Origin of the sequence: Marinobacter sp. DS40M6 (assembly GCF_028581595.1) — a bacterium.
In the GTDB taxonomy this organism is placed as follows: domain Bacteria; phylum Pseudomonadota; class Gammaproteobacteria; order Pseudomonadales; family Oleiphilaceae; genus Marinobacter; species Marinobacter salarius.
In genome coordinates, this window is the sequence record NZ_JAFCAE010000007.1 from 144,172 (window position 1) to 160,502 (window position 16,331).

16 protein-coding genes and 1 pseudogene are annotated in these 16,331 nt (G+C 50.7%); 2 read left to right on the plus strand and 15 right to left on the minus strand.

Going from position 1 to position 16,331, the window contains the following annotated elements:
• The first annotated feature begins 198 nt into the window (after positions 1 to 198).
• Positions 199 to 699 (plus strand): cupin domain-containing protein, encoded by a 501-nt coding sequence (locus JJO78_RS17460; protein ID WP_151982989.1) that lies wholly within the window; start codon positions 199 to 201, stop codon positions 697 to 699.
• A gap of 57 nt (positions 700 to 756) precedes the next feature.
• Here JJO78_RS17460 and JJO78_RS17465 read toward each other — a convergent pair whose 3' ends face one another.
• From JJO78_RS17465 to moaA, 14 genes and pseudogenes are all read right to left on the minus strand, one after another.
• Positions 757 to 1,827: a hypothetical protein gene (locus tag JJO78_RS17465; RefSeq protein ID WP_273624274.1), complete on the minus strand. Its 1,071-nt coding sequence runs from the start codon at positions 1,825 to 1,827 to the stop codon at positions 757 to 759.
• Between the two features lie 185 nt (positions 1,828 to 2,012).
• Complete coding sequence (locus tag JJO78_RS17470; RefSeq protein WP_159265599.1) at positions 2,013 to 2,975, minus strand: LysR family transcriptional regulator; 963 nt, start codon at positions 2,973 to 2,975, stop codon at positions 2,013 to 2,015.
• Positions 2,976 to 3,049: 74 nt separating this feature from the next.
• Positions 3,050 to 4,270 (minus strand): HlyD family efflux transporter periplasmic adaptor subunit, encoded by a 1,221-nt coding sequence (locus tag JJO78_RS17475; RefSeq protein ID WP_199480639.1) that lies wholly within the window; start codon positions 4,268 to 4,270, stop codon positions 3,050 to 3,052.
• Between the two features lie 56 nt (positions 4,271 to 4,326).
• Positions 4,327 to 5,421 (minus strand): citrate/2-methylcitrate synthase, encoded by a 1,095-nt coding sequence (locus JJO78_RS17480; RefSeq protein ID WP_151982985.1) that lies wholly within the window; start codon positions 5,419 to 5,421, stop codon positions 4,327 to 4,329.
• On the minus strand, positions 5,418 to 6,149 hold the full coding sequence (locus JJO78_RS17485) for a Sua5/YciO/YrdC/YwlC family protein (protein ID WP_151982984.1): 732 nt from the start codon (positions 6,147 to 6,149) through the stop codon (positions 5,418 to 5,420). Before JJO78_RS17485 ends, JJO78_RS17480 begins: the two co-directional genes overlap by 4 nt.
• Before the next feature lie 13 nt (positions 6,150 to 6,162).
• Complete coding sequence (leuD, locus tag JJO78_RS17490) at positions 6,163 to 6,807, minus strand: 3-isopropylmalate dehydratase small subunit (RefSeq protein WP_151982983.1); 645 nt, start codon at positions 6,805 to 6,807, stop codon at positions 6,163 to 6,165.
• A gap of 10 nt (positions 6,808 to 6,817) precedes the next feature.
• The gene (locus JJO78_RS17495) at positions 6,818 to 7,408 is read right to left on the minus strand and encodes a YbhB/YbcL family Raf kinase inhibitor-like protein (protein WP_159265601.1); all 591 of its coding nucleotides are present in this window, start codon (positions 7,406 to 7,408) and stop codon (positions 6,818 to 6,820) included.
• Positions 7,409 to 7,806: 398 nt separating this feature from the next.
• Entirely contained in the window at positions 7,807 to 9,201 is a 1,395-nt protein-coding gene (locus tag JJO78_RS17500; protein WP_151982981.1) for a 3-isopropylmalate dehydratase large subunit, read from the minus strand.
• Between the two features lie 5 nt (positions 9,202 to 9,206).
• Entirely contained in the window at positions 9,207 to 10,385 is a 1,179-nt protein-coding gene (locus tag JJO78_RS17505) for an amidohydrolase family protein (protein WP_159265603.1), read from the minus strand.
• A 14-nt stretch (positions 10,386 to 10,399) separates the two neighbouring features.
• The gene (locus JJO78_RS17510; RefSeq protein WP_151982979.1) at positions 10,400 to 11,080 is read right to left on the minus strand and encodes a TenA family transcriptional regulator; all 681 of its coding nucleotides are present in this window, start codon (positions 11,078 to 11,080) and stop codon (positions 10,400 to 10,402) included.
• A gap of 15 nt (positions 11,081 to 11,095) precedes the next feature.
• A complete protein-coding gene (locus tag JJO78_RS17515; protein ID WP_151982978.1) occupies positions 11,096 to 12,265 on the minus strand; it encodes a LeuA family protein in 1,170 nt (389 codons plus the stop codon).
• 46 nt (positions 12,266 to 12,311) lie between these two features.
• Positions 12,312 to 13,016: an L-threonylcarbamoyladenylate synthase gene (locus tag JJO78_RS17520; RefSeq protein WP_151982977.1), complete on the minus strand. Its 705-nt coding sequence runs from the start codon at positions 13,014 to 13,016 to the stop codon at positions 12,312 to 12,314.
• Positions 13,017 to 13,298: 282 nt separating this feature from the next.
• Positions 13,299 to 13,472 (minus strand): annotated as a pseudogene (locus tag JJO78_RS17525) (cryptochrome/photolyase family protein); the annotation flags it as partial.
• 100 nt (positions 13,473 to 13,572) lie between these two features.
• Complete coding sequence (moaA, locus tag JJO78_RS17530) at positions 13,573 to 14,565, minus strand: GTP 3',8-cyclase MoaA (RefSeq protein ID WP_036208888.1); 993 nt, start codon at positions 14,563 to 14,565, stop codon at positions 13,573 to 13,575.
• Between the two features lie 185 nt (positions 14,566 to 14,750).
• Here moaA and JJO78_RS17535 point away from each other — a divergent pair, with 185 nt between their 5' ends.
• The gene (locus tag JJO78_RS17535; protein ID WP_273624281.1) at positions 14,751 to 15,188 is read left to right on the plus strand and encodes an RrF2 family transcriptional regulator; all 438 of its coding nucleotides are present in this window, start codon (positions 14,751 to 14,753) and stop codon (positions 15,186 to 15,188) included.
• Here JJO78_RS17535 and JJO78_RS17540 read toward each other — a convergent pair.
• Positions 15,185 to 16,279 (minus strand): fatty acid desaturase family protein, encoded by a 1,095-nt coding sequence (locus JJO78_RS17540; protein ID WP_036208894.1) that lies wholly within the window; start codon positions 16,277 to 16,279, stop codon positions 15,185 to 15,187. The two genes, JJO78_RS17535 and JJO78_RS17540, sit on opposite strands and share 4 nt — an antisense overlap.
• Between the last annotated feature and the right edge of the window lie 52 nt (positions 16,280 to 16,331).

Here is a 16,331-nt window from a genome sequence, read left to right on the forward strand (position 1 = left end):
GCTCGACCACACAGAAGATGGTACGAAGAATACGCCATCTGCATGTGGGCGGTTCAACTCAGTAGCAGATAGTGTCCAAACATCAATTGCTGGTGTTCAGTGACGCTTGTGGAGTTGCCGGGTTATCTCTTCAAGTGGCAGTATGTGAGGGCTGAATGGACGCTGGCTGGAAGTATGCTAATGATAAGGGACGTTAATATGACCAAGAAGATTGTGAACATTGAGGACCCATCACTCACCCTCACTGAGCGCCAACACAACGAAAAATTCAAGGCTCGCACCGTTGATCTTTCCGGCTTGCTACCCGCGCAAAAACTGGGGTATCGAGTGGTGCACGTGGATCCCGGCTATCGTGCCTGGCCGTTCCACAGCCACCGGGTCAATGAAGAGATGTTCTTCATCCTGGAGGGGCAGGGCTTGGTTCGGATCGGAGAGGAGTCCTTCTCCATAACAAAAGGTGACGTTATTTGTGCACCGGCTGGCGGTACCGAGCACGCTCATCAGATTCTCAACAACTCCGATAATACGTTGTCGTATCTGTGCATCAGTACCATGGAAGCGCCCGATGTTATGGAGTACCCGGACTCTGGAAAGTTTGGAGTATTCGTTGGTACAGCCCCCGGAGGCCCTTCAGAAGAGCGCACATTTTCCTTTTTTGGCCGAGAATCTTCTGCGGTCAGCTATTGGGATGATGAATAATGTAGAAACTTGCGGCATGGCTGGCTTAATTGGCGTTCTCCACGCTAGCGGCCTCCACTATTCGGCGGAGGTCGTGTTTCTGGATATGGATGTCACAAAATACAAAGTCGTTAGCGCCAGCATGACTAAAGAAAAACTGCCGATATAAATGAGTCCTCCTCCAACAATTAGCACAACAGAGTTGAACAGACCAAACCTCTTTTCCATGGTTGACAGTATATAAGTCCTTTCATCTGCTTGTTTGGCGCTCAACTGAAGTTTGCTCATGGATAATGGTCGAATACAGCCAGATCCAAAACCAATTAATAGCGTCGCAAGACAAGCCGCAGGGAAAGGATCTCGATAATTCTCAGCCAACCACTCGCAAAGTGTGAATAAAGCCATCCCACTTAACATAACCACTACGTTAAGCCAGTAGTACCCGTTACTCCCAAGTACGCGATCCAAGTGGTTTGCATAGTATGCGGAAATGAAAGCAGAGAGTGAAAAAAAACTCAGCACAATACCGAAAGTGTATGGGTCGGGCTGCAGTTGTATGAAAAAGAAGGGCAGAAATCCAATAAAAGGAGCTAATGTCGCAATGCGGCCGACCACATAATAAGTCATCCAGAATTTGACCGATCCACTTAACCTTGGTGTATCGTCACGACCTGATGATATGTTGTGGCGAGCTTGGGGATTGGTGCTGATTGAGGGGAATGAAAGTACAATCAATATAGCTGCTACGTTTGTGAAAAGAGTGGCCAGGAAAGGCCATTGGTATTGATAATTGTAGAGAATGGCGCCAGAAAGCCCGGAAATTAACGTGGCAATAAACATCAAGCTTTGTGAGTTAGTCTGGACTCGTGCAAAGTCTTCTTGCGATATTTTTGAGTTGGCTTGAGACAAAAGCCCAATGTCAGAGCTAATTGAATAGCAGAATCCGATGCCTCCCAGAATTTGACCCACAAGGGGTAACCAAAAACTGACACTTGTTTGTTGGGTGCCCAGAATAAGTAGAATTATTCCAGATAATTTGGCCACCTCGCCAGTCAGCACCATTTCTTTGGCTGATAGGAACTGTGAAGTGTATCTGACGACCCCGCTGGCAAGTGTGATCGAAAAACCATACGCTGCAATGAGCAGCATGGTTCGCACCAAGCCATATTCGAGCGCGGTGAAGTACATGAAAATGATAATGACGTGGAAATACAGCCTCGACATTATTCGATAGGCATAGAACCTTACTATCATAAGATTGACCGCATTCCTGGCTGTTGATGGGACGGGGCATGAAGGTCTGGCCCTGTCGAGTATGGGTGCGGCGTTTACTTTTAGATCGCGTCGACCAATTGGCTGCTATGAACGGTACCTTGTACTGTTGCGTATATGCTTTTTCGCAACCAATCCAACGCTTGTTGATGACGGTAATCGCTGGTTTCTCTCACCTTGATATAGTAGGACCTGGCTGCGGGTACCGGGCGTCCGGGAAGCACGACAAGTGTTCGGTCTCGCAGATCGCAGCTCACTTCCGCCAAGGAAGCCAACGCGGCACCGCAGCTTGCTTTCGCTGCTTGCAGGGATAGACTGCTGCTTTCAAATAAAACGATCTCGTCGGATTGATTCCCTAGTTTTCCTTGCGCGGCTAACCAAGCGTCCCAAGATAGTCCGCCGTTTTCCCTGCTTGAACTGTGGCTTTCAAGCAAACAGGACTTCTCCAACCAATTTTTAGCATCTATCTTGATCATTTCGAGGTATTCAGGAGAGCACACGGCAACCATTTCGTCACGATCACAGAAGCACCAGCTTTCATCGATGAATCTTTCCTCATTTACGTTCACTTGGATGAGGCTTATATCTGCTGAATCGAACTCATTATCGTTTAAGCTCGACTCTAGAACGCAAAGCTTGAAATTATGAAATAGTCTCCTGAACATTGGTAGATACATTGGAACCCACTGTTCTGCTATAATCGTCGACATGGCCATTCTAATAACAAACGTTTCTTCTGGTTTTTTTTCCTGACCGTTATTTACTATTGATATAAGTGGGCCTATTTGTTGTAGAAGCAAGCGGCCTTGATCTGTGAGCCTTACACCGCGAGCCTGGCGGAAAAACAGTTCCGACCCGACAAGCTCTTCCAGGCGTTTAACTTGTTGACTCACTGCGCTCTGTGTCATGTGCAATCGTTGGCCACATGCGGTAAAGCTTCCGTAATGCGCCGCTGCAGAAAATACTTTTAGCATGTGTATACTTTTTACTTTACCTATACTTATTATCATCAGGCTCAACTCCATTGAACTTGGTTCCTTTGATGGTCGCTCATCAACACCCATCGATGCGGTGAGGCAACCCTATAGTAAAGCAAACACTATGCTGGACTTACGTTCACGCTAAGACCAACAGGACAAGACTCCACGCCTGTGTTTTTCTTTTGCCAATCCACACGTATTTTTACTGTTGCTACTCTCACGGGAAGCTGCCTTCTGGAAATCTCTGGAGGTGGTTCGGTAACAGGTTGACCGATTGATACCCTTCCGGTCCCGTATCTGACAAACTCCACCTCTCCTTCCCAATGCTCGGGACGACCAATTGGAGAAACCCGAACCAAGCTTCCGCGATGATAGGTGGCAGCGGCTCGCTCGTTCACGAAGGCTTCAACCCATATATTTGAACAATCGATAACCCTCAGCAGGGGCTGGTTGGTGCTGACCTGAGTGACCCCTTGAGTTTCAACAGACCAAATCAATACCGGAAAAGTAGAAGAGATAACGCGCTTTTCCTCTTGCCTCTGTTCTAAGGACACGAGGTTTTTTTGTTTTCGCAAGGCGCCAAGTCGTGCTTGTTGCACATTCAGGTCGAGTTTCAGGTCTTTAATCTCGAGTTCAATTTCACTCACGCGCAGTTGCGGATAGCTGAAGGTCATCGTGCCGCCTAGTTGCAACCCCAGCCTATCGGCCTCCGAGTCAAGGCGGATCTGCTCCCGCCTTGAGCGCAAGACCTCAACCTGGGCCTCGGCCTCTCGATGAGACATCTCAGTGACATCCAGTTCCTCCTCACTGACAAACCCTTTTCCCTCCAACTCACGGGTTCGTCTTAACTGCTTTTCCCTTAGTTGACTTCTGACAGTCGCTTCGGCTAGTTCAGCCTCCGCCTCATTCAAAGTTACAGACCAATTCTTTGCCTGTAATTCAGTCTGCTGGGATAAAAGGTGCTGGAATCGCGACAACTCACGCACTCTGCTTTTCAGCCTCCCTTTGAGGGAGGATATTGATTCAAGCTGAATGGCGATCTTTCGTTCGAGGTCCGCCCGCTGCAATCGCAGACTAAGTGCCAGCGGGTTGTTATTGACTCCTTTCACTTTGCCAAATGTCTTGCCTCCTGGGACAAACGCTCCAGCCCGAACCGTATCGGGCTCGGGCATCCAGGTACCGGAGATTGGTGAGCGCACCTCGATAACTCGAGCGTTCACGAATGCCTGGATACTGTCACTATCGTATACCCAGTTCCAGGCTGTATACCCTGATGCAAAAACAACCGTTGCCGCTAAGATATGCAGCCTGTGTATTGCCAACTTGCTCCTGAGTTTCAATCGTTTATCCCCAACTGAATCATTCCGTTGACTCGTTCCGATTCCCTTTCTTTGGCTTATTCTGGAAACGTTCCAGAATAAACAACCGTCGGGCGTATCAGTCTGTTTTTACCAGCCTGTTCGGCGATATGGGCACTCCATCCTACGATGCGCCCGAGGCAGAAGGTGGGCGTATACATATCTTTCTGCAACCCGGATACACGCAATGCGGCTGCTGCCCAGAACTCAAGATTCGGGTACAGGTCACGACCAGGCTTCAGTTCTTGGAGGGTGTCGACAATGACCTGCTCCACCTCCAACCCCAGTTGGAGCAAGGGATCGCAAGCTTTATACTTTTCACACATACTCCGCAATGCGGCACCGCGAGGATCATGGGTTTTGTAGACGCGATGGCCAAACCCCATTATGCGCTCACCGCGTTCCACCTTATTTCTGATTACAGCTTCGGCATTCTCAACAGAGCCAATCTCGTCAAGCAAAGTGTCTACCTTAGAGGGCGCCCCTCCATGGAGTGGCCCAAGCAATGCGCTTATGGCAGCAACAATTGATGATGTCAGGTCAGCCTCGGTTGAAGTAACCACGCGTGCGGTAAAGGTTGATGCATTGATCGAGTGGTCCATGGAAAGCACCAGGTAAGTCTCGAGCAACTTGACTTTCTCCGCAGCTGGTCGCTCTCCAGAGAGCATGTAGAGGTAGTTGTCCACGTGACCGAGAGACGGGTCTGGTCCAACAAACGGTTGTCCCATGCGTTTGTTGAAAAGGTAGGCAAGTATAACCGGGGCTCTGGCAATCAACCTGATCGCCTCTTCTTTTTCAGGTGGAAAGTGTTCCTTCTCCAGAGGCATGGTGGACATCGCGGTTCTCAATGCAGCCATATAGCTAACTTCGTCAGGGATGAGGTCCAGCATCGGATAGATCCATTGCGGTAATTCGCGCGCATCCGCCATGGATTTTGAGAACGCGGCCAGATCCATGGGCGTTGGTAATTCCCCAAACAACAGCAGGTAAGCAACTTCCTCAAACGAGTGTTTGGTTGCAAGCTCCTCAACCCAATGACCACGAAAAATCAGTTGACCTTTTAGACCATCGATGTAGGTGATCTTGGATTTTCCGATAGCGATGCCTTCCAGTCCTTCGTTTATTGCGTTCATACGGGGGCCTCCGTTTCTCTATTCTTATCTGTTACTGGCGCAATCTCTTCCCGAAGGAGCGGTAGCTTGCGCTCTGCTGCAAAACATTGATAGCTGCTGAGTATCTCGGCGCCGTTCACGCCCAGCCTTCTCACGCTGTGATTACTGAAGTTCAGGATGGTGGTTGCCATACGCTCCGGATTCTCATACTTTGATACCCCCATGTCGCACGTGAAATCCGCGCCCTCACGAATTTCCGACGGCACATCCTGTAACCGGAAATTGTTACCGGACTTTGAGAAATTTCCGGATGACCCAACCAATAACATTCCCTCCTCGGAGGCCAGTCTCACCATTTCTTCAACAACTGGCCCGCAGTTTAGGAACACCGCGATAGAATCACTCTCGGTTGAATGCTCGAGTACCCAGGGTGACAAGGAACGAATGAGCCGGGACTCTTTGTTCAGCGGAAAGACTACCGCCAGGGTGCTGTCCCGAGTTATTTCAAGCAGCCACTCCAGAGTCCCATCGTCCGGAACGACCGCGATCTCTGTCAGAACGTTCATGTTCCCCGCCACAATGCATGGATTGGTGAAGGACCGTCCCTTGAGGCTGTACATTTTACGGATCGAGTATTCCGAATTGCCCAGTAATCCGTAACCAATGTCCGCCGGCGTCAATGCCAGCCCCCCGTTTTTGATGACCGAAACCGCATTCCGGGCTGTTTCCAATAACACAGCTTTGTTCATTTCAAGACACCTTTTATTGGCTAAGTGAGTAAACCCAAGGTCTGGCTGACATATCCTGTTCAACGTATTGATCAATCTCTGATAGGTACTTCAATGTGATATCAATTTCGTCCTGACCACTAGCTATTCGCTCCCTGTCTTTGTCATCAATGTTGATATCTGCGGTTCCCATCCGGGCCTCAGGCGTTCGCCACTCGATAAGTTTTTTTCCGAGGTCGAGTGACATCATCATTCCCTTGGATTCCGGGCTGGCGCTTTTCAAAAGCATGCTATAGGTCTCGTCACTTATCACTGCAGCTATCAGACCGTTCCGCACAGAATTTCGGTAGAAAATCTCGCCAAATGACAGAGCCAGAACGGCGACAATACCAAAGTCCTTTAGCGCCCATACGGCGTGCTCCCGAGAACTGCCACAACCGAAGTTCCGGGCTGAAATCAGAATCTTGCTGTTACGGTTTTCTGGTCTGTTGAGCACAAAGTTTGAACAGAGCAGCCCAGTGTTGTCGTAACGCCAACGTGCAAACAGCCCTTTGCTCAATCCTGTCTTGGATGTCGTAACCAGCTCCGTCTGCGGGATAATGGCATCGGTGTCCACGTCGTTGTGGCTCAGAATAGAGGCTCGGACGTCACGGAATATCCACGGATCATTTACCGTCATTGTCCTCACCTTATGTCAGTTCAACTTCAGGCGAATAGGAGTAACTCGCTGCTATCGACGCTGAATCCAGGCAATGCCTTTGTAGTAACGGGATAACGTCGTCCGCCGAAAAGGCGCCCTCTAAACCCAGCGTGGGGATCGACAGGGCGTAAAGAGTGAACTCGTACCAATGCAGTTTCTTATCGTTGAGTGGAGGTGAGGGGCCATCGTAACCAAAGTAATGACCCGCCATGGTTTGATCCTCTCCAAGAACTTTCGTGTAGTCGTTCAGCCCTTCGATGAAACCATTGTGATGCTGTGAACTCTTGCCACCGACTGTGACGCATTTGGACACGCTTCCTTCTGGTATACGCTTGATGCCAGGCTGGATATCGGCAACGACCCAGTGGTAGAAATCTCGTCTAAGAGCACTCTCTGGTATGATCACCCCGGCCAGATTGACTTGTGTAAGGTCAACAGGAACGTGGCGATCCTTACATATCAGCACGAGTGAACGTGTGGCCGGCGGGATATCCTGCCATGCGATTTCCGGGTTTACGTTGCGGGCAAAACATAGCCCCTCGGACAAATCCTTTTTCGCAAATGCAAACTTGCTGGGCATACGCTCTCCATCCGAGAACGATTCCGATAAAATCTTCATCATGACCTCCGTATACATTCCACTGCATGGCAGCAGTGCGCTTACATTGAGTTAGTTGTTTGTTTCAATGCCCGCCGCCGGAGGCACTAAACTATTGACAATTTCTTTCACGTGTTCCTCGTCGCGCAGTTGCCACCAGTGTCCATCCGGGTAGGAAACCGCCACAGGGCCATTGGCACAGCGTCCCATGCAGCCAGAAGACGACACCCTGTACCGATGCTTTTCAGCTATAGGAAGACTTGTCCTAAGGGCAGACTTGGCCAGTTGACAAAACGCAGTTCCGCCTGAGCTGCCACATGCACGGCCACCACCTGGTCGTACATTGGTGCAAATAAAGAGGTGCTTGATATATGGCTCATTCATAGGTGAATCCCCAGTGTTCTCGGATCTTCGATTTGACCTGCAATTGCGGAAGCTGCTGCAACGGCCGGGCCACTCAGGTGAGTACGCGCATTCGGCCCTTGCCGGTGCTCAAAGTTGCGGTTACTTGTTGAAACACAGCGAGAATAGGGCCTGACGAACTCGCGATTGACGCTGACACACATGGAGCAGCCTGGTTCGCGTACTTCAAATCCGGAGTCGACGAATATATCCAACAAACCTTCGCGTTCCGCTTGGCGTTTGACACTCTCCGATCCGGGCACGACATAGGCTGTCACATGGGGGGCGACCCTTTGATTGCGACATACATGCGCAGCGATGCGCAGATCACTGATTCGGCTGTTGGTACAGGAGCCGATGAACACCGTATCTATGTTTGTACCGCGGATGGGTTCTCCCGGGGTCAGCCCCATATAGGCCAGTGCTTTATCATCGCTGTCGTCCTGGGAACCAGGAACCGTTCCATCGATTGGCATTGACTGGGACGGTCGGGTTCCCCAAGTGATCTGGGGCTCGATGTCGGAAACATCGATCACCAGTTCCCGCTGTACCTCGGCATATCTGTCACTGGCGAGCGACAACCAGCGACTCTCCAGTTCGGATTTGTTGAGGACTTGCTTTCCCGCATCTGTTGTCAGGATATAATCAATGGTGAGCTTGTCCGGGGAGACAAAGCCTGACCTGGCACCGGCCTCAATCGCCATATTGCAGATCGTCAGTCGTCCCTCCATGGGCATTTGCCGGATTGCTTCACCGGCAAACTCTATGACCATGCCTCGAGCACCGGAAGGTCCGAGGTGCCTGCATATCTGCAGGATATAGTCCTTAGGCAGTATGTATCTGCGTTCTTTTGAGTCCCCTTCGAGACAGACCCGTAATACGCCCGGGCGTCGTTGAACAATGGTCTGGGTTGCCAGCACATGCTCGACTTCGCTGGTCCCGATCCCAAATGCGACCGCTCCCAATGCGCCGAGTGTGCAGGTATGGGAATCACCGCACACGACGGTCATCCCCGGCATTACGAGTCCTTGCTCTGGCGCAATGACATGAACGATACCCTGCCTGTCACTACCAATCTGATGATGGGAAATACCGAAGTTCTCGGTATTTTTTCTCATCGTACTCAGCATCTGCTCCGCCTCCGAGAACGTTCCTCCAACCCGCCCAGGTGCCGTGGAAACAATGTGATCTTCGGTGCCGATCGCCAAGTGGGGATATCGCACAGGACGGGATTTTTGTCTTAAGCCATCGAAGGCCTGAGGACTGGATACTTCATGCAACAGATGGCGATCAATAAATAAAATGTCCTCCCCCGTTGGAAGTGTCTTGACGGTATGTAGATCCCAAATCTTGTCAAATGTCGTCAGGCCCATCTCGGTCACATCCTGTAGAAATCGAGGGAGTTCTTACCGAGAAACCTCGCCTTGGTCTGGTTGCTAAATCCCGGGTGGGTGACCAGATCTTTAAAGGTTTCGCTCAGCTTGCCGCCTTCGTAGTGCACATGAGGGAAATCGGCGGATCCGAGAATCCGGTTTTCACCAACCAGATCAACAAACTCTTCAAGTCGTGGCTCATCACCCTCAACAGTGAAGAAAACCTGATTCTCCCGTAAGTAATCCATCGGGCTTTTTTCGGCTAGCCAGACTTCGGCGGTGGGTGTCTTACGCCACTTTTCCGCTCGATCAAGGAAGGTGGGAAGCCAGACAGCCCCGGCTTCCACGAAAGCCACTTTTAACTCAGGGAAACGATCCAGTATTCCGCCCGCGAGCACTGAAAACATGCTGTGCAACATTCCAGCTTCGAAATGGAGTATCAGACTGGCGGGAATGCTGGAAAGTGAGTCATTGAGGCTGTCATGGGGCCAGCCCACGTGGATACTCATTGGCATGTTTTCAAGACACAATGTCTCGTAGACGATATCGAAACGACGGTCGTGCAGAGGCATGTCACCTACCGTGCTTAGTACCATGCAGGTGGAAGCGCCTAGGGATTTAGCCCGACGTACTTCCCGGGCCGCCGCGTCGGGGTTTCGCATTGGCAGCACGGCGGCCCATTTCAGATTCTCAGGTCGTTGGCCACAACGCTCTCCCATGAAAGAGTTGTAGGCTCGTGCCAGCGCCTCCTCAAACCCAGGATCACGCGTCATAGGATGTAGCATCAGTGTGGGGTAAAGAACGGACACATCAAGCCCAATGGTTTGCATGCACTCAATATATTCATCTGGGTCCATCAATCCTTGCACTGAGACGCTGACCGGCTTTGACATCGCGTAGTCGGATGTTGGCGGGCTCGCATAGCATGAGGGATTCTGCCCCATCAGTTTTGGACGTATTTCTCCGTCGACTAGCCACACTTTGTTCCGGGTGGGGCGGTGTTTGATCACGCCTTCGATATCGATAATAGTAGGCCGACGATGCTCATATTCCTTATCGATGTATCGAAAAACCTCTTCGTTTTCCTCGATATGAGAATCGGCGTCGATAAATGGACGGGCCAGTTTGTAAAGCTCCTTGTAGTTCTGGCTAGCCGACTGGTCTGTACTTTTAATGGTTTCCATTTTCGAACTCTCCTTTACGTTATGGATGCGTAGTAGTCTTGAAGGTTTGTCCACTCTATGACTGCTAATCTGACCACTTCCCATGCGTTTTTCTCGAAATCCACTACATCATCTGCGTGTCGGATGATCAGGTTTCGTGCTTGCTTGCTATGATCAACATCAAGCTCACCGTGCAGGTAAAACCATTCCAGTTCGCTGTCGTTGAAACCATATTCTTGCTTAAGTGCGGCTGCCATCTGGCTGGCGCTAGCGGGGGTCTGTCGTTCGTTGCAATAAATGGCCAGCATTGCCAGAACAGGATGTCTTTTTTTGCAGCAGTTAATCAGGTAATCCGTGAATCGTTTCACGGGTTCTGCCACCGGGCTGTTTTCTATCTCCTGGGTGTCAGCGCCACAGGCAATCGCGAATCTTTTCATCAAATTGAAATGACTATCGGTTCCGTCACATATATCGGTTTCTTCACCCACTAACTGATCAACCTGAAAGACTCGTATATCCGGGTAATCCCTCGCATTGCTATGTATTGCGCTGAATGACACATTCTGGAGATAGGTTTGATGATATTTTTGAGTCGACCACCTTCTTAATGTCGATCTTGATGCCACCTTATTTACGATGTTCTGAACAGACTTATGTCTGACGTATCTGTTCTGATCGATAAATTTATCGATTTCGTCGAGAATCCGTTCTTCCATTTTTTAAGCTCCTTCTTATTGATTTGTATTGCTATGAATCTGATTTCTTTGCTCTATATAAAAATCATAGAATTGCTTGTTATTGTTGTACTTGTGAACATCCTTGCTTTTAATGATTGATCTATACATTCGATCTACAAGTTCCGGGCTTGATGGTAAGTTGTTCTTTTGCAAACGGTCGGTGATCACGCTACGACCAGAGAGTCTGCTTATTATATATTCGCGTTCTCGGCCGTAATGCTCAGGACATACATACTCGTAGCACTCCGGGTCTTGCAGCATTCCATTAATGTGAATGCCTGCTGCAGTCGAGAAAACATACCTTCCTATGAGTGGTTTTTGAGGAGAAACAACCAGGCTGATCTCATCAATTAGTTTCCGGCATGCTTTAATCATGTGTATTGAGTCGACGCGAGACTGCATACCTACTTCATATCCCCTGTAGTGGATGACAGTTGCGAGTTCTTCCATGGCTGTATTGCCCGCTCGTTCACCGATACCGCACAGGGATACCTGAGCGCAGTCCGCACCGCCGACCAGTCCTGCGAATGTATTGGCAACGGCAAGACCCATATCGTTGTGGCAGTGAACGGACAGCTCAATGTCGTCTCCGATAAACTCCCGAATGGCTCTTACCTTATCTTCAAACTCGCTGGGTAATGCGGCTCCAACCGTATCAGCTAGTACGACGCAGTCTGCTCCTTGTTCCAGGCCAGCGGCGACCACTTGCTTTAGCATATCAAGTGACCCCCTAGCAGCGTCCTCGCAGCCCAGTGATATGTGTTGTGCTCCGTTTGTTCTTGCAATTCGAACAGCCTCGCTGGCTTCATTTACCGCATCTGGAAGAGAAAATTGACGTTTCTTTTCAAGGTGTACCTCAGAACCGGTGAGCAGTATTTGAACCTGTGATTTATTGGCAGCTTCCGTTGCCTTGATGGCGCACTCTATATCGGCTGCCTTGGCCCTTGCGAAAGCGCAGATGGTTGCGTTTAAGCCAAGTTCACTGATTCCTTTTGTGGCTTCGAAATCGGCTTCCGAGCACGAAGGGAAACCGCCTTCGATATAGTCAACGCCGATAGCGTCAATCCATTTCGCTAGTTCTACCCGTTGCTCAACGGACATGGCGTTACCTGGAGCTTGTTCGCCATCACGAAGTGTCGTATCAAAGAGTTTTACAGTGCGCATAGTCGTCCCTTATTTACACAGTTAACTACTGTTGGCGTTCTATTACTCAAGTCGTGTTCCATACTTCACTGACTTGTCCTTGAGTTCGAATCTTGTACTGTTCGCTGGTCATCGTTTTATCGATATCTGGAAGGGTTTCGAGTATGGGTTCCAAGGGGAATTCACCGAATCTGGCAATAACCGGGGGGTGCTCGGAGAAGTCAATAAGTGTGTTGGCGTGAAGGGAGCCCAGGTGGCCGCCGTCAATGATCAGGTCAACACCGGGGCCAATCTGTTTCGCCACGTCATCCGCACTCTTGGGGTCCGGCCCGCCAGACATGTTGGCAGAGCTTGACGCCACGGCTTCCGGCCTAAGATCAAAAAGCATTTTCAATGCCAGATGTTTGTGACAGCCCAGGCCGACAGTTTGAAGGCCCCGTACTACAAAGCTCGGTACTTCCGGCTTGCGCAGTAAAATGACACTAAAGGGAGCTGGCCAGTGTTTATTTACCAGTTCCAACGCGCGGTCATTAGGTTCGGCAAAACGATCTATATAATTGGCGCTGGGGACGGTCATTAATAGTGGACTATTACCGTTTCTTTTTTTTGCCTCATATAGTCGCTTTACAGCATCTGAGTTTTTATAGTCGCAGTGTATGCAGTAGTTGGTGTCCGAAGGCAAAACAACTAAACCACCACGATCAAGAATCCTCGCAGCTTCCATGATGGAGTCTGGGCTTAATGCTCTAATTCTTTTGTCTCGTTTGGTCATGTCGACTCCATTTTTCAGGCATTGTTTTGATTTATAGGTTTATGTTTTTTGAAACACCTTGGATTTATTCTTTCAGAGGAGTCTTGGGCTAACAAACGATATAATCTTATGGTCAAATATAAGGAAGGCTTATGTCACAGGTCCTGACTGACATGTCTCGTGAACACTTGGTGAAAGTTGTCAGTTGATTGCGGTAATATTGAAGATCATCTATCGCTGAGTAGATTCACAAATTTCCAGGGGTGGTCCTCCAGCCAATTTCACTCGCCCCTATACCTCTACGAAATGGCGCATGGCGCTGAACAGCAGAACCAGTTTTTTCTTGTGGTGATTGGTGTAGCTGGCCTCGTCGTGGACCTCTGCCATCACGATTATGTCTCGTTCCCTGTCAGCGTTGTCGAGTGCGCTGATGGCGGTGGTCAGCTGGTCGCCGAGTATCAGAATCAGATTGGACATAGCGGGAAACGACCTCCGTACCTGGGGCAGCAATCACCCATGATCGCCACGATGTGGTACGAAGGATACGCCAGCGGCGCACGGCTGGTTCAGCTGGAAGCTAGCCGCCGGTCATATTCATGAAGCGAAGAATCTGAACGTCACCCTCGCTGGAAAAGTGATGGCGCTCCGGTTTCAGGTCCATGGCGTTGATGATGGTTTCACGGAGTTTGTCATCGGTTTCCGGGTGGCCGCGCAGCACGCGGCGCAGATCAACGGAATGCTCGTTGCCCAGGCATAGCAGCAGACGGCCTTCCACCGTGACCCGAACGCGGTTACAGGTAGAGCAGAAATTGTGGGAATGGGGCGAGATGAAACCGACCCGAATGTCGCTGTCCGGCATGCGGTAGTAGCGGGCGGGGCCGCCGGAATCTTCCGGTGTGGGAACCAGCTCATGGCGCTGGCTGATGATATCGCGCACTTCGTCGCTGGTGCACAGCACCTGACCGCGATCATGATCGGAAATTTCACCCAGTGGCATTTCCTCAATGAAGGTAATGTCCACTTTCTTTTTGCGGGCAAACTCAACCAGCTCTGGTACTTCCTGGTCGTTGCCACCTTTCATGACAACGGTATTGAGTTTGATGCCCTCAAACCCCGCTTCTTTTGCGGCGTCTATACCATCAAGAACCTGGGCAAGCCGGCCGGTGCGGGTGATGCGGCTGAATTTCTCGGCATCCAGGGAATCCAGGCTGATATTCAATCGTTTGAGCCCGGCCTTGCGCAGTGGCTCTGCCATGGTGGGCAACTGGCTGCCATTGGTGGTCATGGCGAAGTCCCGCAGGCCAAATGTGCCGATTTCCTTGACCAGTTCCAGAATGCCCCGTCTTACAAGCGGCTCTCCCCCGGTCAACCGAATCTTTTCGGTGCCCAGGGATACGAAGGTCTTTGCCACCTGGGCAATCTCTTCAAGTGTCAGCACCTGCTGCCGTGGCAGGAAGGTCATCTCCTCGGCCATGCAGTACACGCACCGGAAATCGCAGCGGTCTGTGACGGACAGACGCACATAGTTGACGGTGCGACCAAAACGGTCTGTCAGCGTGGCGTTGGGCATGGGTAAATTCCCCGTCTGGCTTTGTATACAACAAGCATAACCAATGTGTGGTGAATAACCCAACCCAATATCGACAAAAGAACCATTCGGGCGTAAGAACCGGTTTCATGAATTCTGCGTATACAAGTATCGGTTTGGCCACTTTCGGTGTGAACCTGATATCGATGACTTATTGGAGTTGATGAATGCATATCACCCGTTACACCGATTACTCCCTGCGTGTTCTGATTTACCTGGCGGTGCAGGGTGATGAGCTGGCGACCATTCAGCAGATCGCCGACAGCTATGAGATCTCCAAGAATCACCTGATGAAAGTCGTTCATCAACTTAACAAGAAGGGCTACATCGAAACCGTCCGTGGCAAGAAAGGAGGGATGCGCCTGCACATGGCGCCGGAGGACATTAACGTTGGCATCCTGGTCAGGGAAACCGAACAGGATCTCGGTGTTGTGGAGTGCTTTTCCTCCAGGAATGCCTGCCGCATCACGCCGGTCTGTGGGTTGAAATCAATGTTCGGCGAGGCCTTGGCGGCATTCCTGGAAGTGCTGGACCGATACACGCTGGCCGATATTATTAACGACCAGCATCGCCCTCAGTTACTACGACTTTTGCAGATCGCTTAACTCAAGGCCCGGTTGCTGAATTCCGGTAGCAGCCGGTTGCGCATCCGGTCCGGCAGTGAATAGCCGAAAATGCGTTTCAGCACGGTTGAATACTGTTTGGCGAAGGTGCCGGTGTTGTACGGAATACCGTGCTTTTTACACACCGCTTGAACTTTCTCCGACATTTCGGGGTAGCGGTGGGCCGGCAAGTCCGGGAACACATGGTGTTCAATCTGATAGCTCAGATGACCGCTCAGCAGGTGCACCCACTTACCGCCGGTAAAGTTGCTGGAGCCTGTCAGTTGGCGCAGGTACCAGTGCCCCTTGCTTTCTCCTTCGCACTCTTCTTCGGTAAACGTCTCCGCATCCTGGGTAAAGTGGCCACAGAAAATAACCGTGGACGACCACAGGTTACGGATCAGGTTGGCGCCAATGTTGCCTGCCAGTACCACCGGGGCCACCGGAAAGGTGATCAGCGGGAAGAACACATAGTCCTTGAAGGCCTGGCGGCCGCCCTTGCGGAAGAAGTCCTTCAGGAACGGAATCTTTTCCCGTACCGAGATTTCCCGGCGGCGAATGCGCTCGGATTCCAGCTCATGGAGCCCCACGCCCCACTGGAAGAACACGCTCAGCAGGATATAGTTGATGAACTGCAAGCTATGGGCCGGCTTCCATTTGTCGTCGTCGCTCAGGCGCAGCAGGGCATAGCCATAGTCCCGGTCCTTGCCGATGATATTGGTGTAGGTGTGGTGTTCGTAGTTATGGGTGCGGCGCCAGGAATCGCCAGTGCACACCGTATCCCATTCATAGGTCTGCGAGTGCAGTGACGGGTCGTTCATCCAGTCGTACTGGCCGTGCATGACGTTGTGGCCGATCTCCATGTTTTCGATAATCTTGGAGATACCCAGCGCAGTGGTGGCTGCCAGGAACACGGGCGGGATAAACCCGAAGGGCATCAGCACCCGGCCACCGATTTCCAGGGATCGGTGAAGCCGAACGATCCTGCGGATGTAACGTGCATCCCGTTCGCCAAGATCGGAAATCACCTGGTCACGAATGGCGTCCAGGTCGTTTTCAAGCTCTTTCAGTTGTGTTTCGTTCATCGTCTTCATGGTGACTCCTTGCAGAATGGTCGAACCATGTCTGCCAATAATGGGTTCAGGC